The 20,601-nt window shown below is 58.9% G+C and carries 16 protein-coding genes and 1 pseudogene; 9 read left to right on the top strand and 8 right to left on the bottom strand.

Annotated features, from left to right (window positions below):
- Positions 1–6 precede the first annotated feature (6 nt).
- From C5748_RS04780 to C5748_RS04765, 4 genes are read left to right on the top strand one after another with little or no spacing between them, the layout of a single operon-like run.
- Positions 7–1,386 carry a UDP-glucose dehydrogenase family protein gene (locus C5748_RS04780; protein ID WP_105740797.1) on the top strand — a complete coding sequence of 460 codons (1,380 nt, stop codon included), beginning with the start codon at positions 7–9 and terminating at the stop codon, positions 1,384–1,386.
- A gap of 29 nt (positions 1,387–1,415) precedes the next feature.
- Entirely contained in the window at positions 1,416–2,495 is a 1,080-nt protein-coding gene (locus C5748_RS04775) for a glycosyltransferase (protein ID WP_105740796.1), read from the top strand.
- A gap of 55 nt (positions 2,496–2,550) precedes the next feature.
- Positions 2,551–3,732, top strand: a complete 1,182-nt coding sequence (locus C5748_RS04770; RefSeq protein WP_105740795.1) for a glycosyltransferase — start codon at positions 2,551–2,553, stop codon at positions 3,730–3,732.
- The gene (locus C5748_RS04765) at positions 3,729–5,189 is read left to right on the top strand and encodes a lipopolysaccharide biosynthesis protein (protein ID WP_105740794.1); all 1,461 of its coding nucleotides are present in this window, start codon (positions 3,729–3,731) and stop codon (positions 5,187–5,189) included. The genes C5748_RS04770 and C5748_RS04765 overlap by 4 nt, the downstream gene beginning before the upstream one ends.
- Here C5748_RS04765 and C5748_RS04760 read toward each other — a convergent pair.
- Positions 5,091–6,473, bottom strand: a complete 1,383-nt coding sequence (locus tag C5748_RS04760; RefSeq protein ID WP_105740793.1) for a polysaccharide pyruvyl transferase family protein — start codon at positions 6,471–6,473, stop codon at positions 5,091–5,093. The two genes, C5748_RS04765 and C5748_RS04760, sit on opposite strands and share 99 nt — an antisense overlap.
- A 220-nt stretch (positions 6,474–6,693) precedes the next feature.
- Here C5748_RS04760 and C5748_RS04755 point away from each other — a divergent pair, with 220 nt between their 5' ends.
- From C5748_RS04755 to C5748_RS04735, 5 genes and pseudogenes are all read left to right on the top strand, one after another.
- Positions 6,694–7,155 carry an Rrf2 family transcriptional regulator gene (locus tag C5748_RS04755; RefSeq protein ID WP_105740792.1) on the top strand — a complete coding sequence of 154 codons (462 nt, stop codon included), beginning with the start codon at positions 6,694–6,696 and terminating at the stop codon, positions 7,153–7,155.
- Positions 7,145–8,056, top strand: coding sequence for an NAD(P)/FAD-dependent oxidoreductase (locus C5748_RS04750; protein ID WP_105740791.1), 912 nt, complete (start codon positions 7,145–7,147; stop codon positions 8,054–8,056). Before C5748_RS04755 ends, C5748_RS04750 begins: the two co-directional genes overlap by 11 nt.
- Positions 8,057–8,161: 105 nt before the next feature.
- A complete protein-coding gene (locus tag C5748_RS27790; RefSeq protein WP_146119477.1) occupies positions 8,162–8,449 on the top strand; it encodes a hypothetical protein in 288 nt (95 codons plus the stop codon).
- Between the two features lie 128 nt (positions 8,450–8,577).
- A complete protein-coding gene (locus C5748_RS04740; protein WP_105740789.1) occupies positions 8,578–10,530 on the top strand; it encodes an elongation factor G in 1,953 nt (650 codons plus the stop codon).
- A gap of 1,099 nt (positions 10,531–11,629) precedes the next feature.
- Positions 11,630–12,148 (top strand): annotated as a pseudogene (locus C5748_RS04735) (alpha/beta fold hydrolase); the annotation flags it as partial.
- A 95-nt stretch (positions 12,149–12,243) separates the two neighbouring features.
- Here C5748_RS04735 and C5748_RS04730 read toward each other — a convergent pair.
- From C5748_RS04730 to C5748_RS04700, 7 genes are all read right to left on the bottom strand, one after another.
- Complete coding sequence (locus tag C5748_RS04730; RefSeq protein ID WP_105740788.1) at positions 12,244–12,624, bottom strand: DUF6481 family protein; 381 nt, start codon at positions 12,622–12,624, stop codon at positions 12,244–12,246.
- 152 nt (positions 12,625–12,776) lie between these two features.
- Complete coding sequence (locus C5748_RS04725; RefSeq protein WP_105741016.1) at positions 12,777–13,001, bottom strand: cold-shock protein; 225 nt, start codon at positions 12,999–13,001, stop codon at positions 12,777–12,779.
- A gap of 350 nt (positions 13,002–13,351) precedes the next feature.
- On the bottom strand, positions 13,352–15,349 hold the full coding sequence (locus tag C5748_RS04720) for a CocE/NonD family hydrolase (protein ID WP_105740787.1): 1,998 nt from the start codon (positions 15,347–15,349) through the stop codon (positions 13,352–13,354).
- 67 nt (positions 15,350–15,416) lie between these two features.
- Positions 15,417–17,051: an ABC transporter ATP-binding protein gene (locus tag C5748_RS04715; RefSeq protein ID WP_105740786.1), complete on the bottom strand. Its 1,635-nt coding sequence runs from the start codon at positions 17,049–17,051 to the stop codon at positions 15,417–15,419.
- Entirely contained in the window at positions 17,044–17,871 is an 828-nt protein-coding gene (locus C5748_RS04710; RefSeq protein ID WP_105740785.1) for an ABC transporter permease, read from the bottom strand. Before C5748_RS04710 ends, C5748_RS04715 begins: the two co-directional genes overlap by 8 nt.
- Positions 17,868–18,890 carry an ABC transporter permease gene (locus tag C5748_RS04705; protein ID WP_105740784.1) on the bottom strand — a complete coding sequence of 341 codons (1,023 nt, stop codon included), beginning with the start codon at positions 18,888–18,890 and terminating at the stop codon, positions 17,868–17,870. The genes C5748_RS04710 and C5748_RS04705 overlap by 4 nt, the downstream gene beginning before the upstream one ends.
- A gap of 100 nt (positions 18,891–18,990) precedes the next feature.
- The gene (locus C5748_RS04700; protein ID WP_105740783.1) at positions 18,991–20,580 is read right to left on the bottom strand and encodes an ABC transporter substrate-binding protein; all 1,590 of its coding nucleotides are present in this window, start codon (positions 20,578–20,580) and stop codon (positions 18,991–18,993) included.
- Positions 20,581–20,601 lie beyond the last annotated feature (21 nt).

Raw genomic sequence — 20,601 nt, 5'->3', positions numbered from 1 at the left:
CACCGAATGAATTTGACGGTCTTTGGAATTGGCTATGTCGGTCTGGTGCAGGCGGCGGTGCTGGCCGAGGTCGGCCATGATGTCGTCTGTGTCGATATCGACGCCGACAAGGTGAAGCGGCTGAACCAGGGGATCATCCCGATTTACGAGCCTGGCCTCGAGGGGCTTGTCAGGGAAAACCACGCGGCCGGCCGCATCAGGTTCACGATGGATGCCGCGGCAGCCGTGAAGCATGGTCGGATCCTGATGAGTGCGGTTGGTACGCCGCCCGGCGACGACGGATCGGCCGATCTCCAATATGTGCTTGCCGTTGCAGAAATTATCGGGCGCGAAATGGACGGGCCGAAGATCGTCGTCAGCAAATCGACGGTGCCGGTCGGCACCTGCGACCGGATAGCGTCCAGGATCGCTGAAATACTCAAGGAGCGAGCCCGCGAAGATCTCGCATTCGACGTCGTGTCGAACCCGGAATTCCTCAAGGAAGGTTCGGCCGTGGCCGACTGCATGAAACCCGACCGCATCATCGTCGGGACCAGCAGCCAGGAAGCCGAGAAGGTGATACGGGAACTCTATGCTCCATTCAATCGCAACCATGAACGCATGATCGTGATGGACGTACGCAGCGCCGAATTCACCAAATATGCGGCCAATTGCATGCTTGCCACCAAGATCAGCTTCATGAACGAGATGTCCAGCCTGGCCGAAAGGCTCGATGCCGATGTCGAGGAAGTCCGCAGGGGCATCGGCAGCGATCCGCGCATCGGCTACGACTTCATCTATCCGGGATTGGGATATGGCGGCTCGTGCTTTCCCAAGGACGTGCGTGCTCTGATCAAGACGGCGGAAGGCGTCAGTTTCGATGCCAGGATGCTGAAGGCGGTGGAAGAGCGCAACAATGAGCAAAAATCGGTCCTGTTCGACAAGGTGAACCGCTATTTCAAGGGCGATCTTGAGGGCAAGACATTCGCGCTTTGGGGCCTGGCCTTCAAACCGAACACCGATGACATGCGTGAGGCTCCGTCGCGCGTGCTGATGGAGGCGCTGTGGCAGGCCGGGGCGGCCGTGCAAGCCTTCGATCCCGAGGCGATGCAGGAGTGCCAGAACATCTATGGTCAGCGTGATGACCTGCTTCTTTGCGGAACCAAGGAAGCAGCGTTGCGGGGCGCCGACGCCCTGCTTATTGCAACCGAATGGAAGGTTTTTCGGGCGCCGTCCTTCGACATGATGCGCGAGGCTTTGAAGACGCCGGTCGTCTTCGACGGACGAAATCTCTATGATCCGAAAATCATGGCCCGTTACGGGCTCGAATATCATAGCATTGGTAGAAAGGCGGCAGCGATCGTGGCGGCGGAGCTGACTGTGCCAAAGGAGCAGGCGCTGGCGTAGAGACGCCGGAAAAACGAGGAACCACATCCATGAATGTTCTGTTTGCCGGCGGCAACGGCTATTATCCGGAATTCAACGGCGGCGTTCAATCGAGTACCCATCACCTCGTTGAACAGTTGCGCGCTCACGGACACGAAGCCGCGGTGCTGGCTGCCCTGTTCGGTGACGGCGTGTTTGGCTTCAAGGCCCGCGCCAAGATGAAACTGCTTCGGCAACCGGCCGCGATCGACAATTTCCCCGGATATCCCGTTGTCCGCGCCTGGTTTCCCTGGGAAGCGGTGGGCTTTGCCGTCGAGCGCGTGAAGCCGCAGGTCGCAGTGGTGCAATGTCATAAGTCGGTGCCGATCGGAAAGGCCTTGCAGTCGTATAACGTGCCGTTGGTGGTCTATCTCAGAAATGTCGAATTCCATGAATTGGCCGGAGATCTGCGGGATCTGCCTTCGGCGCACTACATCGCGAACTCCCAATTCACGGCGCAGGCTTACAAGAACAAATTTGGAATCGATGCCACGGTCATTCCGCCGACGATTGATCCCGGTCTTTACCAGACCCCGACGACGGGCGAGTATGTGACGCTGATCAATCCCTATAATGAAAAAGGATTTGAGCTTGCCGTGCGCATTGCCGAGCGATGCTCCGATATTCCCTTTCTGATCGTGGAAAGCTGGAAGCTTGACGCCGATCATCGGGCGCAGATCGAACAGACGATCGCGCCGTTCAAGAATATCAGGCTGGAGAGCCGCACCAGCGACATGAAGACCGTCTATGGACGCACCAGGATCCTGCTCGCACCCAGCAAATGGGAGGAGGCATGGGGCCGGGTCGCATCCGAGGCCCATTGCAGCGGCATACCGGTCGTAGGCTCGCGGCGCGGCGGATTGCCGGAGGCGATCGGTGATGGCGGGGTGGTGCTCGACTATGATGCTCCGCTCGAGGAATGGGTCGAAGCGATCAGGCGGCTTTGGAGCGACGAACGCGAATACGAACGGCTCTCGCGGGCGGCAAAGAAATTCTCCGAACGGCCACAGCTGAACCCGCAGAGCCAGTTTGCAACTTTCCTCGATGTTCTCGATCGAGCTTCCAGTAAAAAGACCAGACAAGCGGCGTAATGGGGCGTAACGATAAACCGCCGCAAATATTCGGAAACCGGAAGAACACTAGATTATGAAAATTGGGGTGGTTGTAGACAGGTTCCCGTCATTGTCAGAAACTTTCGTGTTGGACCAAGTGCATGGATTGCTGGAAAGAGGTTTTGAAGTAGGCGTCATCTGCAATGAGAACGCGGTGGAGCAATATAAAAGCGGCCGGCCGGGGGACTGGCAGGCCTTGTCTGACAATACGGTTTGCTGGTGGGGGGGCGCCGGGCGGCTGCGTCCATTCCTGCGAAGATGGTCGGGAAGCCTGTGGGACAAGTCCTCGACGGCTATCGATATTCTATTCTCGGACAAGCTCCGCAATTTCGATGTGATTATCGCCCATTTTGGGGGTAACGGACTGCGCATCGCCCGTGTTTTGAAGAGAAGAAAAATCGCCGTTCCCCTGGTCACCATATTCCATGGAAATGATGTGGGTGTTCCCCTGCATGACAACACTCTTTGGCGTTACAAGCCTATCTTCGAGCATGGCGGTCTTCAACTGACGGTTAATGATCTGTTCCGCAGGGTGCTGATCGATGCGGGTGCTCCCCCTGATCAGGTCATGGTGCAACATATGGGCGTGCGGACCGACGAGATCGGATATTCATGGCGTTCCTGGGACCAGGGCATGCTGCGCTTCATCTCGGTTTGCCGCCTGACCGAAAAAAAAGGAATAGAGTTTGCCCTTCGCGCCCTTGGCGCGCTGTCGAAGTCGCGGCCGCGGCTCGACTGGAATTATACGATCATAGGAAGCGGAGAGCTTCTGCATACCCTGCAACGATTGGCGGAAAGTCTGGAGATCGCGGATCGGGTGACATTTCTGGGGAACCGCCCTCACGATGAAGTCAAGCAATCGCTGCGGCAGGCACACGTCTTCCTGTTGCCCAGCGTCACCGCCGCCGATGGGGATATGGAGGGCATCCCGGTGGCTTTGATGGAGGCGATGGCAGCCGGCCTGATCGTGGTCAGCACCGACCATTCGGGCATTCCCGAACTTATCGCGGACCAGAAGACGGGCTTTCTGGCGCCTGAAAGGGACGTCGAAACGCTCGCCGGCAAGCTGGCATGGATCGCCGGGAACCCGCTGGAGTGCGAGCGCGTCTCGCTCGCCGCCAGGCGAAAGATCGAGGCTGACTTCAACGCGCAAATATTGGCTGATCGTCTGGCGCAAATCGTTACCCGGCTGGCTGAAGCAAAGGCGGCCGCGTGAACGCGGAGCCGGCTCAGTTCGGTCGGATTGCCGTTCGCGGCGGGATCGTTACAGCGGGTGCGCAAGCCATCAAGATGGGCTTGCAGTTCCTCTCCGTCATCATTCTGGCCCGCCTGCTGGCGCCGGAAGATTTCGGTCTCATCGCATCCGTGGGCCCGATCGTGGCATTTGTCGGGCTCTTTCAGAACCTCGGGCTGCAGCAAGCGGTCATTCAACGCAAGGCGATCGATCAAAGGCAACTCAATCAGGTTTTCTGGATCAGCGCACTTGTCGGCCTTTGCAGCACGGTGATCGTTGCAGCGCTTGCTCCGGCGGTCGCGGCATTTTATGGCGACATGCGCATGACGGGGATCACCATTGCAGCAGGCCTGCCGCTTTTCTTCGGCAGCCTGGCGGCGTTGCCATTCGCGCTGATGAACCGGCAGCTTCAGTTCGGGCAATTGGCGGTCAACGACGTCATAACGGCGGTGGCAGGACTTCTGGCTGTCATCGCCGCGGCCTATGCGGGATTGGGCTATTGGTCGCTGGTCATTGGACCGGCGGTCTCCGCGATCGTGGCGCTCGTTGCAGCCTGGCGAGCAGCCAAGTGGAAACCGGACCGGCCAGTCTTCGGAATCGATTCCGATATAATATCGTTCGGCGCCAATCTGACGGGCTTCAACATCGTCAACTTCTTTTCCCGCAATCTCGACAACATCCTGATCGGCAAGTTCTCGGGCGCCGTCGAGCTTGGCTATTACGACCGGGCTTACAAGCTTTTGCTATTCCCCCTGCAAAACATCAACCAGCCGTTGACGCGGGTCATGATCCCGCTGTTGAGCCGTGTCCAGGACGACAAGGCGCGGTTCCGCGATATCTACATGCGGACCAACTGGCTTCTTGCGGCCGTCACCATACCGGGAATTGCGGCGCTGACCCTGACCTCCGAGCAGGTTATCGGTATTCTCTTTGGGCAGCGATGGCTGCCCGTCGCGCCGATCTTCGCATGGCTGGGGCTCGCAGGCCTCATCCAGCCCATTTCGAGTACGACAGGCTGGATATTCATCTGCCAGGGCCGGACGAAAACAATGTTTCGCTGGGGTATATACTCCTCGCTGACGACGGTTCTGGCCTTTGCCGTCGGCCTGCAATGGGGCGCCGTCGGCGTGGCTGCGGCCTATGCGATCAGCGGCTATGTGTTGCGGGTGCCGGTTCTTGCCGTTCTCATGCAGCGCGTCGGTCCGGTATCCGCCGCCGATTTTCTCATGATACAGGGCCTTTTCATCGCATCGGCACTGCTCGCCTGGGCCACGTATCGTCTTCTGCCCGGATCGCTGACCGCGCACTCGGACATTGTCGCCGTCGCCCTGGCGGTCGTTCTAAACTACGCGATCGCGCTGATCCTGGTCCTTCTCTTCCCGCAACCGCGCAAGGCCCTGTCCGCCGTCTTGTCCAAGGTCACCAGCGCCATCCGCTGATGGGGCGGTGAGAAGCGGCCTGAGGAGTTCCGTCACCGACATTGCCGAAGCGTATTCCTGCAGCACCGCCTGGAGGCTTTGGCTGCGATAATGCTCGAGATTGCCGATGAAGGCATTGAGCTTCTCGCTGGCTTCTTCGGCTGTAATGGTATCGATGTCGAGCAGTACGTCCGAGACACCGATGCGTTTGGCGAGTTCCCTCGTCTTGAACTCATAGGCGATGGGGAGCACCGGCGTGCCAACGCAAAGCGACATGATCATCATGTGCATGCGCGTGGCGACGACGAAATCGAAATCCCTGACGAGCGTCATCAGTTGCTCAGGCGTGTGAAAGGACGCGTCCACCTTGATATGCCTGGCGACATCGGGGTCGAGCCCCGCGACGATCGCCCGTGCCGTCTTGGAATCGTCATGCGCGTATTCGGGAACGCCCTGGCAGGTGGAGATGAAGGTCACCTCCTTGGCGTGTTCGCGGACAAGCGCAGTTACGATCTTGCGGATGGAATCGATGTAGCGGTCCATGCCACCGCCCCCGCCCTTGACATAGTTCCAGTGCCGAACGGAAATGGCGACGCGGCCTGTCGTGGCCGCCGGCTTTTTGGAGGCGAGGATACCCGAAATCCTGTCCGTGTCGGCGAGCGCGAAGACGGCATCCGCCACCACGTGACATTTCTCCGGATCGTCCACGAGATCGCGAATGTGCCCCAACGAACGGGCATCGCGAAGCAGGATCAGCGGACTGCGATCGAGAATAGGCTTCAGCTCATCACGATTATAGCTCTTGTTGAACGGGCCAAGAGACTGGGTGAAGAAGACCGGATCCTTGCCGAGGATGGCATCGATGCGAAACTGATTGAGCCGCTTCTCGAGATTATATGTCTCTACGAGATAGGTCCCGCCCGTCGTGACGACCAGATCGGCCTCCCTGTACATGGCGAGGCCGCGACGGGCGTCTGCGCTGAAGATTGTTTCGTCGATATGGCGGCTCCTGCCGAAATGGCGCAGGGCCTGCAATGCGACGCGATTGTAAGGCGGCTTGAGAGCATTCTTCAGAAAATTATCGTCGTATCTGTATTTGAAGACGGATTCCGAGAGGAGCTTGTGGAACTCGATATCCGGGTAGTCTTTATCGGGATAAAGCCTTGCGGCCACAGCGGGTTGGCTGTCGAAGACCAGAAAACGCAGATTTTCTCCCCATGTCGATCTCAAAATGTGCCTGATTGCCAGGAGAATGGCTGCATCCCCGGTATTCAGGCAGACGGTGTTTTCAACGATGATTTTCACGAAAGCTTCACCCTCAAGGACTGATTTGAGCAGGAGACGGATCGCCTCAACTCGGGCGAATGGTCAGGCTAGTCCAGCGCCAGATGGGATAGCTGGCGCTGCATATCAAAGCTGATACGAGAGTAATGTCATTTTTGCGGTGCAACAAGAATAAATACTCCAATTATCGCATTGCACTCCCGGCTTGACTTTCAGGCTCTCTTGCAACATATAGTGTTGCATGAAAAGAGATAGCAGATTATCGGGCGTGCTGCACGTCCTCATGCACATGGTCGGGATGGAAAAGCCCGCGACATCCGAGCAATTGGCGAAGCTGATGACGACAAATCCCGTCGTGATCCGCCGCATCATGGCCGGCTTGCGCGATGAGGGATTCGTGAAATCGGAAAAGGGGCATGGCGGCGGCTGGACGATCGCCTGTGATCCATCCGCCATTACGCTCGCCGATATCTATCGCGCCGTTGGCGCTCCGACCATTCTCGCCATGGGGCATCGCATGGAAAGCCCCGGCTGCCTTGTCGAGCAGGCGGTGAATGCGGCGCTCGACAATGCGTTCCGCGAGGCCGAAGCCATCCTTATAGCGCGCCTGCACGATGTGACGCTTGCCGCGCTGGCGCAGGATTTCAGAAAGCGTCTTCTTGAACACGGCCAAAGTCTGAAGGAGCAAACCCATGTGGCATGATGCTGTTATTATCGGCGGGAGTTTCGCCGGCCTGTCGGCCGCTATGCAGCTTGCACGTGCCGGCAGGTCGGTATGTGTCGTTGATGCGGGTCAGCCGCGGAACCGCTTTGCCGCGGCATCGCATGGGTTCTTCGGGCAGGACGGTGTGCCGCCGCGCGAGATGATCGCACAGGCGCGCGCCAAGGTCGCGGCCTATCCCAGCGTCAGCTTTGTTGACGGGGTGGCGAGCGATGCGCGAGCGGACGGTTCCGGTTTTGTGGTGAAATTGGCGTCGGGAGAAGAGCTTTGGGCGCACAAGCTCATCCTGGCCTTCGGGTTGATCGACGGGCTTCCCGAAGAAATTCCAGGTCTCAAGGAGCGTTGGGGGGTAACCGTCCTCCATTGTCCCTATTGTCACGGCTATGAATTCAAGGGGCAGAGGCTCGGCGTACTGAATGTCGTGCCGATGTCGACCCACCAGGCTCTGCTCATTCCGGATTGGGGAGACACGACATTCTTCCTCAACGGAGCCCCAATGCCGGATGACGCGACATTAAGAAAGCTCGAACAGCGAAACGTTACGATAGAGGCCGGTCCGATCGCACGGCTTGAGGGGCATGCGCCCGATCTTGCGGGTGTCCGTCTCGCCGATGGGCGCCTGGTGGAAATTTCCGCCCTCTACATCGGATCACGGACCACCATGGCTAGCCCGATCGCCGAACGGCTTGGCTGTGCATTCGATGATGGACCGTTCGGAGCGGTCATCCACACCGATGCCGCCAAGATGACATCGGTGCCGGGTGTCTACGCGGCCGGCGATATTGCGCGTCCTGCGCACAACGCGACCCTTGCTTCTGCGGATGGTGTTATCGCTGGCGCCCAATTGCATCAGGCGCTGATTTTCGAACCATTGGCGGCATAGTCACGGCTCACAATGCGGGAGATAACGGTGACGGCGACGGGATCGGTTCGATCATTCCATCGTTATGAAGCCGCTCCTTCATCGTGACTGAGATGGGCGGCGTTCGTGCGAGCGGCCATCGATACGGAAAGGCAGTCGCAAAGCGGTCTTGAACTTGATCGCTTCTTCGTTGGCGGCTGCTCTCGATCCGCCGGCGCGGCGGAGGATCATTTCCGCTTGCAATGGCGTTATGCGATGTTTTTTTGCGAAATATTCGACGGAATATTGCTGCTTTGGATAGGTCTGATCAGCCATAACGCCCCCAATGCTAACGAAATCATCGCGGAAGAGTATAAAATAACACAAGCTCAACAACGCTGGTACCTCCCAATTATGAGGGGTAAAAACTTTTAGGAGGTCCGCCAAATCCCGCGCCCGTGAAAAATGACGTGATCAAGAAAAATCGTCCGTCTCTGGCGCTTCGGGCCAGATGGGGGCATCCTGACGGTGGAAATCCATGATCATGGCAGGGAGGATGGCCGATGCGTTGCTTTACAGTCCTTGGACCGTCACAGACCGGAAAATCCACGCTCGTGGAAAAACTGGGCTCGCTGGAAGGTGTGCCGAAGAAATCCGTCTCTCCATATGGCGTCGGTGTGACGGAGTTCGAATTCGGAAACGAGGCATGGTGCGCGCTGGATGCACCGGGACCCAACGAGGCTCTGGCGCATATACAGGACGCGCTTTTGGCCAGCGATGCCTGTATCCTGTGTGTTTCTTCCGCGCCGGACGAGGCCGTTCTGGCCGCACCGCATTTACGGGCGATCGAAGCCTCGGGAACGCCCTGCATCCTGTTCGTAAACCGGATGGATGAGCCGAGAGGGCGGCTGAGAGACGTCATCGCCGCGCTTCAGGACTATTCCAGCCACACTTTGCTTCTCCGGCAGGTTCCGATCCGCGAAGGCGACAGGATCATCGGCAGCTGCGATCTGATATCGGAGCGTGCCTGGCGTTATCGCGAAGGTCAGCCGTCGTCGCTGGTCGAGATGCCGGAAAACGTCGCGGAACGCGAACGCGAGGCACGCGCCGAACTCCTGGAACAGCTCTCGGATTTCGATGACTGGCTGCTGGAGGAACTCGTTGAAGACCGCGAACCGGCGAGCGACGCTGTCTATGCCATCGCCTCGCGGGTCCTTCGGGAAAACAAGATCATCCCGGTTCTCGTCGGCGCGGCAAGCCATGGCAATGGCATGCTGCGATTGATGAAAGCGCTTCGTCATGAAGCCCCGCCCGTCATCGCGCTGCGAAAGCGCCTTGCCGCTTCCAGTAATATTGACGAGGCCGCTTTGGCTGGCGTCAGCTTTCACGCCTATCATCGCCCGAGCGTCGGCAAGACAGTTCTCGTCCGTGCTCTGGCGGATGGGCTCAAACAAGGATCCACACTGGGTGGCTTGGGATTGGGCTCCGTGCAGGATCCGGTAACCGGTCGGCCCGTTTCCGCGGCGGCCGCGGCCGGAGATGTCGTCGCTGCAGTCAAGTCGGATCATTTGCCCGTTCCGTCCCTGCTCGCCGCCGATGCTGCCGTGACGCCGCCACAATGGACCGCACCACCGCCGCCGATGCTCGAAAGAATTCTCGTGCCTGCCAGCGAACGCGACGAGACCAAGCTTTCAGGAATGTTGGCAAAGCTCGCCGAAACGGATCGCGGTCTGCGCGTCATGCAGGAAGAAGAGACCGGTGCGCACCTGGTCTGCGTTCAGGGACCGGTGCATTTGCGCGATATCTGCAAGATGTTGTCCGAGGTCTTTCACGTCGGTGTGTCCGATAAAGCGCCCAGTGCGATTTACCGGGAGACGATCACAAAAACGGCCGAAATCCATTATCGTCATCGCAAGCAAACCGGCGGAGCCGGTCAATTCGCCGATGTGAAGCTGAGCGTCCGTCCCAACGGGCGTGGTGAAGATTTCAGCTTTGGCAAAACCGTCAAAGGCGGAGCAGTTCCGCGAAACTACATACCAGCCGTCGAGACGGGAGCCCGCGAGGCGATGGAAAAAGGTCCCCTGGGTTTCAGGGTTATGGATGTCGGCGTGACACTGACCGACGGTCAGCATCATTCCGTCGACAGTTCGGAATTCGCTTTCCGGGCGGCGGCAAAGATGGGTGTGCGGCAGGCGCTTTCCCAGGCTTCAGCCGTGCTGATGCAGCCGATGTTCCGGATTGAAATTCACATCCCCTCCATCTACTCCGGCAGCCTCGTGCCGATCGTTTCAGCCCTCAAAGGCCAGGTTCTCGGCTTTGACCGGAATGAAACGGTAAAGGGTTGGGATATCTTTCGGGCTCTTGTTTCCGGCAGTGCGCTGGACGAGCTGGCGCGCTCGCTTCGCTCAGCCACGCAGGGCATCGGCTATTTTTCAAAGGCCTTCGATCATTTCGAGGAATTGTACGGCAAGGAAGCGGACGCCGTCATCAGCACGCAGGGATCTCACGCCACCTGAACATCGATGGTTGCCGTTGACGGTGCTGTTGTCGCCGCGACAGCGAATGCTGGCGATGAATTCTCTATGGCCCGTTCCGCTGATCTCGGCCGGGTTTCTTGAAATTGTCTTCATAAAGCTTAGCAATAGTGCCTTTCACTTTCAGACGGAAACGATGCGTTCAGGCGTTCCTCAATCTTGACGGTGGCAAACACCCTATTCCAACCGTAGCAACAGCGGCATCGGTGACACAGGATTCCTGTGACAAGCACAGGCCCGGGCACAGGAATGACGGAAGTGGAGATGCTTTCGCCCCTATAAACAACCGTTCTGCGGGCGAAAACGTCTGCAATTAGCTGCCAACAGTCAATCTACCGTCATTCCTGTGCCCGGGCCTGTGCTTGTCACAGGAGTCCCCTCACCATCTCCACAATTCCGACGGTGCAGGATGACGTAAGGCTAGGCGATTCCATCAAATTAGGAGCCGATATAGAATACACGCAAAATGATACAAGATGGCTTACTTTTACGGGATGTATTTATCGATTTGTATTTATAGAAATACCGGAAAGAAACGTTCTGATAACCGTCATTTGCATAATTGCTTCTGTTTTTATTTGCGCGTGTGATATAACCGAATCATTGAGTTCAATGCTTTGGCTCCTCCCCTGAACTCAATACTGAACATGGCGCTCTCCTCCCTGCCGTGTTCAAAGATCTGACCCGCTGCACCTCCTCCCGCAGCGGGTCATTTTCGTTTTCCGGGAGAGTTTCATTTCCGGAGCGCAGATTTATTCTGCGGTGCTGTTCATACGATCAACAACGGCAAAGTATCCGCGAGCATATAAGCGCAATGTGCGGGAATCGTGATCTGACCGGGATGGAAGCGGGCCAAACATATAGGGGAGACGGATTCCCAAGCCGAAAAAACAACACCCGCCGCGGGAGGAGGTGCGGCGGGTGTCGTTAGGTTAAGGCTGACTGGGAGGAGGAGTGCCAGCCTCAATCGCTTGGGTTTGGGCGGAGGTAAACCCTTACGAAGCTCTATCTTCTAAGGTGATACTAATTCATTTCGCGGGGAATGGAATGCACAATAGTGCATAGCAGCAATGTTTCCGGTGCAATGCAGCATCCCGATATGGTGCGCCGGTTGGCGCTGGTTTCGGGCGGCTTTGCGCAAAACGGGTTCTATCCCGAGATGCTGCCGATGCAGGCGCAAGTGAATGCGGGCATGGCGGATATCATGAAGGATACGCCGATGTATCAGTCATATGCGGCAATCGCGCCGAACCCGGAGGAATTCCCGACGCTGCTCGACCGGATGGGCGATTTTATGCGCAGGCCCTATGACTGGTCGGCGGACGTGAAGAAGCTCACCATGCCGGTCATGCTCGTCTATGGCGACAGCGATATGTTTCGCCCCGAACACATTGTCGAATTCTACCAATTGCTCGGCGGCGGACTGAAGGATGCTGGCTGGATGCGTGAGCACATGTCGCAGAACCGGCTGGCTATCCTTCCGGACCTGACGCATTACGAGGTTTTCATGGCGCCTGAGGTGGCCAGGACCGTGCGGTCTTTCCTGGACGGGAAAAGCGGGGCGAAGAGCTGGGCCGAGCAGGTTGAACCGCAAAACTGAGCCCACCGAAATCCCGCGAATACTGAAGGCGGCCCGGGGCTGCCTTCAGGCTGGTCGATCCCGCTGTAATCTTCGGGCTTCGTCCGGTCTTCGGTTCAGCGCTGCCGGGCCTTACGGGCGGCATATCGACGATCGCGCTCGGCCTTCCGCTCTGCATCATCCGCAACGACGCGTGCGATGCGTTCTTTCATCTCGGCTTGCTGCGCCTCCGCCTGGGCTTTCGCCTCGGCATCTGCCGCTTCAGCCAAGGCTGCGGCCTCGGCAAGCTGGCGATCTTGTTCTTCCTGCTTCAATCGCTCGCGTTCGGCACGTCGTGCTTCACGCGCGGCGGATATAGCCATCCGCTCTTCCCGTTTTGCCAGTACTTCCGGATCGGTGGGCTTCGGTGCGGTCTCGAACTTCTTCAGGAGCTGTTGTTTGGCCTCGGCGGCCGCTTTGCGGCGTTCAGCGAAGCCATTATCTGTTACACGTCTCAATCCAGCGTCGTCCTTGTCGTTACAGATTTCATATCAAGCATTATGGGAAGCATTCCCGGCATGCAAAAAGGCCAGGCGATTGCCTGGCCTTTTCTGGAATTCACCTCTGCAGCATGCCAGTACATCCGTGGTCATGGCGAGGTCAAATACAGTTAGGCAGCCTGAAGCTGACCTGCGGACATCTTGCCCGACTTGTTGTCGCGTTCCATCTCGAAGCCGATCTTCTGGCCTTCGACGAGTTCGCGCATTCCGGCGCGCTCGACAGCGGAGATATGAACGAAAACGTCCGGACCGCCATTATCAGGCTGAATGAAGCCGAAGCCCTTTGTGGAATTAAACCATTTTACTGTGCCAGTGGCCATAACGAACCCTTTCAATAGCAACATCTTATACCACCGTACGACGCACGGCGGCCACTTTATCTCGATTATTGAAGTGGGAAGTTCGTCAAGTGAGCGCACAAGGCGCCAGCAAAAACAAATATCGGCAAACAACTATCGAGGCCTGTAGATAAGCCATATTCACCGCATTGTCAATATCCAGGGAACAGGTTTTGTGAAGGGGCGGTCAACGGGATGTTGCAACAGCTTCATAGGCATCGAGCACCTGCCCTCGTCGGAAGTCGAGGCGTTCCGCCGCAAATGTGAGGAGGCGGCAAAAAGGCATCATAAGGCGGGAAGGCAGGCGAAGCGATCCGCATAAGGCACAATGAACGGATCCTGATCCTTCACATGAAATCGCGCGCGACCTTCTTCTCATATTCCTTTTCGAAAACCAGCGCTCCGCCCTCATAGGCCTTCACATGGGCGCTCACCAGCCAATGGTCCTTCGTGCAGGCAAGGTGGGCGCTGCATATCGTGCGCACCGACCAGTCGCCGCGCTTCATTTCGCAAGTCCAGGTCGATCGGCCGGTCATGGAATGCGGATCCTCGGGCGCGATCGCCCAGTCCTCGTCGCGGATCTGGCGCGTGGCAAGCCCGGTTTGCGGATGCTCCGACAGCCCGGTGTCTTCATGGATGCGGTAATGCGTCTTCCCGGCGACCAGATCGCGTTCGACCGAACGGCGGGTTCCGGCGGGTTCATGGTCGATATATCTTGGCAGCGGATCGGGATTCTCCGGCTCGGGCATGTGGAGGTCTCGATGCGCACCAAGCTTCGGCAGATCGAGCTGAAGGCTTGCCCCATCGATCGTCAGGCCAGGATCGGCCGGGGAGGGAAGGATCATCGGCCAATAGGCGGTGGAAAGCGCCAGGCGGATGCGATGGCCCTTCTCGAACCGGTAGCCACAGGCATCGAGGAGCAGCTTGATCGTGATTTTCTGGCCCTTTTGCATCTTCTTGGGTTGGGCATTGCCGTCGCGATGGGCAAGGTTCAGCACACCAAAGCTGACACGGGTTGCGGTACCATCGGGATGGATATCCACGAGCCGCGCGGCAAGATTGGCCCAGTCCCCGTCACAGGAAATTTCCAGCGTGAGGACGGGACGGCCGAGATAATCGCGCGCCTGCGCCAGCGGTTCGGTTTCGAAGACGAGGGATTGCGCATCGTCGGCACGCTGGTCTCCCGCCATTTCGGCGTCCGGCTTCAAGGTGAAGTATTCGCCTGATGTCGTTCCCAGATCGAGCGGTGACTTGAGAAAAACGTCGCGCGCGTCTCCTTCCCGCCGCGGACCGAAATCAAGAATGCCTGCCACCGAGACGTGGAGTTCCTCCATCTCCGGTTTGTGCCATTCCGGCTTGGCGATCCAGCGTCCCGGATCGAAGTCCCGTCGAAGCGCCGGGCGCGGCCCGTCGAGAATATAGGCGCGCACCTGCGGCAGATCTTCTGCGCCGTTCTCATCACCGCGCAGCCAGCGGTTCCACCAGCGGATCGCTTCGCCGTGGAAATCGGCGCGCGGTTTCGGCCAGGCGAAGTGCGGATATTTATGCACCCATGGCCCCAGGATGACTTTGGCCTGGCTGCCGAGACCTTCTGCCGCCATCAGCGGCGTATTGCGATACCCGTCGGCCCATCCGGCGATGACCAACGCCGGAATCTGAACGGCGGAGAAATCCTCGCATATCGACCCGTGCTGCCAGAATGCGTCGCGGCGCTGGTGCGACAGCCACTCCTCCATGAAGAAGGGCTCGCCTTCGAGGCGCTCAAGCCATTGCTCGCGCCAGGCCTCGCCGACAAGGGCCGGATCGGCCGGACGTGACTGATATGCAAGCATCGTCGCGGCCCAGGACAACTGCGTGGAAAGCTGGCAGCCGTTCTTGTAATGGATGTCGTCATTATAGCGATCGACGGAGGAGGCGATGGAAATGACCGCCTTCAGCGCTGGCGGACGCAGGGCCGCCAGTTGCAGGCAATTGAAGCCGCCCCAGGAAATCCCCATCATTCCGACGGAGCCGTTCGACCATTTCTGCGCGGCGATCCAGGCGATCACCTGGCAGGCGTCATCGAGTTCGCGCGGCGTATATTCGCCATCGATCACGCCGTCGGATTCGCCTGAGCCGCGAATATCGACGCGAACGCCGGCAATGCCGGCGGCGGCAAATACGGGATAGGTGGATTCATCGCGCGGAGACGTGCCGTCACGTTTGCGATAGGGAAGATATTCCAGTACGGCGGGCACCGGATCGGCCGCCGCGCCTTCGGGCATCCATATCCGGGCGGCAAGTCTCGTTCCGTCGGCAAGGGTGATCCACTCGTTTTCAATCACGGTGAATGGGTGTGTCGCCATGGTTGTTTGTCCTGAAGATAGGGGAGGGGCATGCCGTTTCAGGCACGTTCTGGGAAAGAGCCGCGCTCTAATTGCCGGCACTTTCCATGCGGCGGGTTTTCAATACCTGTTCGAGCCAGCCGATCCGCATTTCGGGAACCGATTGCAGGAGCAGGTCGGTATAGTCGTCGAAGGGAGGCGAGAGGGCGACATGCCTCGGCCCGAACCGGACGAGTTTGCCGCGATGCATGACGGCGACCGAATCCGCGATGGCGCGAACGATGGCGATGTCATGGGTGATGAAGACATAGGAGACTTCGGTTTCCGCCTGAAGCCGCATGAGCAGCTTGAGAATGCCCTCGGCGACCAGGGGATCGAGCGCCGAGGTCGGTTCGTCGCAAAGGATGAGATCCGGCTTTGCCGCCAGTGCGCGGGCGATGGCGACACGCTGCTTCTGTCCGCCGGAGAGTTCGGCGGGATAGCGGTCGAGGTATTGCGGGTCCATCTCGATCTGTTCGAGTAGTTCGGCAACGCGCTCGGTCTTCTTGCGCCCGTGCATGCCGTAATAGAAGGTCAGCGGGCGACCGATGATATCGCGCACGGTCTGCCGTGGGTTCATGGCGGTATCGGCGATCTGGTAGATCATCTGGATACGGCGCAGATGTTCGCGTGTGCGCTGCGCCAGCGCCTTCGGCAGAACCTCGCCGTCGAAGACGACATTTCCCGCGCTGGGCGGAAGCAGTCCGGTAATGACGCGGGCGAGCGTCGACTTCCCCGAACCGGATTCGCCGACGATGGCAAGCGTCTGTCCCTTGGGCAGATGCATCGAAACGTCGAACAGCACCTGGATGATATTCGAATAGGCGGCGCTGATATTATCGAGCCTCAAAAGCGGTTCGCTCTGGTCGACGGCTTCTTCATGCTGCATCTCGCGCACGCCGACGAGCGCCTTGGTATAGTCCTCCTTCGGTGCCTCGATGATCTGCCTGGCGGTGCCGTATTCGACGGTTTTGCCGTTGCGCAGCACCATGATGTCGTCGGCAACCTGCGCGACCACGGCCAGATCATGGGTGATGTAGAGAGCGGCGACACCGGTTTCCTCGATCGCATGTTTGATGGCCGCCAGAACGTCGATCTGGGTCGTCACGTCGAGAGCCGTGGTGGGCTCGTCGAAAACGATCAGCTCGGGGTTGGGGCAAAGCGCCATGGCGGTCATCGCCCGCTGGAGTTGGCCGCCCGAGACCTGGTGCGGATAGCGCTCGCCGAAGCTTTCTGGGTTGGGGAGGCCGAGGACGCGAAAGAGATAGATCGCCCGTTCGCTGGCTTTCTCGCGGCTCATGATGCCATGTTCGACGCTCGCCTCGATCACCTGATCGCCGAGGCGATGCGCCGGATTGAACGCGGCGGCTGCCGATTGCGCGACATAGCAGACCTTGGCGCCGCGCAGCGATCTCAGGCCGCTCTTTCCAAGCTTCAGTATGTCCTGGCCGTTCAACAGCACCTCGCCGCCGGTGATGCGGATGCCGCCGCGTCCATAGCCGAGCGTGCTCAGGCCAACGGTCGATTTTCCCGCGCCGGATTCGCCGATGAGCCCAAGCACCTTGCCTTTTTCAAGGTCGAAGGACACGTCCTCCAGAATGGTGATGTCGCGGGGGGGCTCACCTTGCGGGTAGATTTTCGCCTCGATCTTGAGATTGCGGACCGAAAGAAGAGGTTCATGCATCGCCGCGTCCCCCTTTCAGAGAGGATGTCCGTTTCATAAGCCAGTCCACCACCATGTTGACGCAAATGGCCAGGATGGCGATGGCCGCCCCCGGCACCAGCGCGGCGGATATGCCGAAGATGATCCCATCCTTGTTATCCTTGACCATGCCGCCCCAGTCGGCGGCCGGCGGCTGGATACCGAGCCCGAGAAAGGAGAGGGTGGAGAGAAACAGGATCGAAAAGGCGAAGCGCAAGCCGAATTCGGCCAGAAGCGGCGACAGCGTGTTGGGCAGGATCTCGCGAAAGATGATCCATAGCCGGCCTTCGCCGCGCAGCTTTGCCGCCTCGACGAATTCCATGACCGCGACATCGAGCGCGACCGCTCGTCCGAGCCGGTAGACGCGGGTGGAATCGAGAATGGCCATGACGAGGATCAGGACGATGAGGTTCTGCGGCAGGACGGCGAGCACGACCAGCGCGAAGATGAGCGTCGGGATCGACATCATCAGATCGTTGAAGCGCGACAGGACCTGATCGATCAGCCCGCGTGACGTGGCCGCGGTAAAGCTCAGTATGACGCCGAGCGAGAAGGAAATGATGGTGGCGGCAAGCGCCACGAGCAGCGTCGTTCTTGCTCCATAGATCAGCCGGGACAGGATATCGCGGCCGAGATTGTCTGTGCCGAAGACGAACTGTCCATCGGGCGGTTGCCAGACATTGCCGACGATCTCCGTTTCGCCGTGAGGGGCGATCCAGGGCGCGAAGATGGCGCAGAAGAAAGCAAGCAGAATGCCTGCAATGCCGATCCAGGCCGTGAAGGGGATGTCGCGCAATCTCATCGCGGGTGCCTCAGCCGTGGGTTGGCGATAATCGCGAGGATATCCGCCAGCATGTTCAAAAGGATATAGACGGCGGCGAAGATGAGGCCGCAGGCCTGCACCACGGGCATGTCGCGCACGGTCACCGCATCGACCATATATTGACCCATGCCGGGATAGACGAAGACGACTTCGACCACCACGACACCGACGACGAGATAGGCGAGATTGAGCGCCACGACATTGATGATCGGCGCCAGCGCATTGGGCGCGGCATGGCGGACGATGGAGCGGAAAGCGCCGAGGCCTTTCAGTTCCGCCGTTTCCATATAGGCCGAGGACATGACGCTGAGGATTGCGGCGCGCGTCATGCGCATCATATGGGCAAGCACCACGAGGACGAGCGTTGCGACGGGCAGCGCGACGGCCTTCAGACGCTCGACGAAGGTCATGCTGTCATAAACGGTGGCGGGAAAGGTCGCCACGCCGAATTTGACGGCGAAAAACAGGATGAGAAGATAGCCGATGAAGAATTCCGGAAGCGAAATCGCGGCAAGCGAGACCACATTGATGATCTTGTCGGGAATGCGGTTGCGGAAATGGACGGCGAGCATGCCGAGCCCCACCGCCAGCGGCACCGATATGATGGCCGCGCAAAAGGCAAGGAACAGCGAGTTTCCAAGCCGCTTGCCGATCTGTTCGCTCACCGAATTGCGGCTCGCCCATGAAGTGCCGAAATCGCCCTGCACGGCATTGCCGAGCCATTCGAAATAACGGGTGACGACAGGCCGGTCGAGGCCGAGATCGCTGCGGATATTGGCGACGGCCTGCGGTGTCGCGGACTGGCCGAGATAGGTCTCGGCGAAGTCGCCGGGCAGTGCCTCGACACCACCGAAGATAAGGACGGAAACGGCAAGAAGCAGCGCGGCGCTCAGCAAAAGCCGCTCGACGATGAGCGCCAGCAATGGAAAGCGCTCTTTATAGCGCAAACCGGATTCTTTCTGGCCGGGCGGGCTGCCGGTATCTACGGATTCTGACATGGACAAGAGGCCTCGCTCTGAAACGGATCGGGAGAACCGCAGGGATGAACCTGCGATCCTTGTTCCGGGGTTCTCGGGCTGTTGAACCCGGTTTCAGGCGTCAGCTTTCCAGCCACACGCGGGTAGCGACATAACCGTTGGACATGTCGTTGCCGATATCGTGGACGTAGCCTTTTACATTCTTGCTGGCCGCATTCACGAAATCGTTGAACATCGGCAGGATAAGGCCGCCTTCGTCGCGGACCATCATCGCCATTTCGCGATACATGTCCTTTCGCTTGGCTTCATCGAGTTCGGAACGGGCTTCATAGAGCAGCTTGTCGAAATCCGGACGCTTGAAGCGCGTGTCGTTCCAGTCGGCGGTCGAGAGATAGGCTGTCGAATACATCTGGTCCTGTGTCGGCCGCCCGCCCCAGTAGGAGGTGCAGAATGGCTGCGCATTCCAGACATTGCTCCAGTAGCCGTCGCCCGGCTCGCGCTTGACCTCGATGTTGATGCCGGCCTTCTTGCAGCTTTCCTGGTAGAGAACCGCCGCATCGACGGCGCCAGGAAAAGCGACTTCCGAGGTGCGCAGCAGCACGGAATCGTCATGGCCTGATTTCTTGTAGTGGAAGGCGGCTTTGTCGGGGTCGTAGCTGCGCTGCTCGATGCCTTCCGGGAAGAGGGCATAGGTTTCATTGATCGGGAAGTCGTTGCCGACCTTGCCATAGCCGCCGAGGATCCGCTGGACCATCGTCTCGCGGTCCATGGCGTATTTCAGCGCCAGCCGCAGGTCGTTATTGTCGAACGGCGCGGTATTGCAGTGCATGATGAAGACGTAATGACCACGGCCCGACGTATTGAATATTTCTACATTCGGTGCGCGTTTCAGGAGGTCGACCGTCTTCGGACCGACGCGGTTGATGTAGTGCACCTGGCCCGACGAGAGCGCGGCGATACGGGCGGTCGCGTCGTTCATGCCGATGATTTCGATCGAATCGACATAGCCGCGATCGGAACGCCAGTCGTCGGGGTTCTTTTCGAACGTGGCACGGACGCCCGGTTCGAAGCTTGCCATCTTGTAGGGGCCGGTGCCGATCGATGCGCCGGGATCGTCGACACCGCCATTCGGCTGGATGACGAGGTGGTAGTCCGACAAGAGCAACGGCATGTCGGCATTGCCCTCGCTCAGCGTCAGCACCAGCTTGCCGCCGTCAGCCTTGATTTCCTTGATCGATTTCATCACGCCGAGCGCGCCGGATTCCGATTTCTCGTCGGTATGGCGCTTCAAGGTGGCGACGACATCGTCGATGGTGAGTTCCTTGCCGTCGTGGAATTGCACGCCCTTGCGGATGTTGAAGGTCCAGGTCGCAGCGTCGGCGGACGGCTCCCAGGATTCCGCCAGTGCGGGAACCGGCTTGCCGGTCAGCGGGTCCGATTCGACCAGCATGTCGCCCCAGCAGCGACCGACGACGAACATGAACTGCGACAGGAATTTTGCCGGATCTTTCGAATCAGTGGCTGCACCGCCTTCAAGACCGAGTTTCAGATGGCCACCGCGCTTCGGCTCCTGGGCCTCGGCGCTTTCCGTGAAAAGCTGACTTGCGGCCGTCAGTGTCAGTCCGGCGGCCATGGCGCGGCCCATGAACTCACGGCGGCTCATGCCGCCTGACGTCACATGGCTGGCAAGATATTTGGTGTAGTTGCTCATTTCCTGTTCCTTCTCTGGTTG

Origin of the sequence: Phyllobacterium phragmitis, assembly GCF_002980495.1 — a bacterium.
In the GTDB taxonomy this organism is placed as follows: domain Bacteria; phylum Pseudomonadota; class Alphaproteobacteria; order Rhizobiales; family Rhizobiaceae; genus Paramesorhizobium; species Paramesorhizobium phragmitis.
The sequence above is the reverse complement of the archived record's forward strand: the minus strand, read 5'-3'. Positions and strand labels throughout refer to the sequence as shown.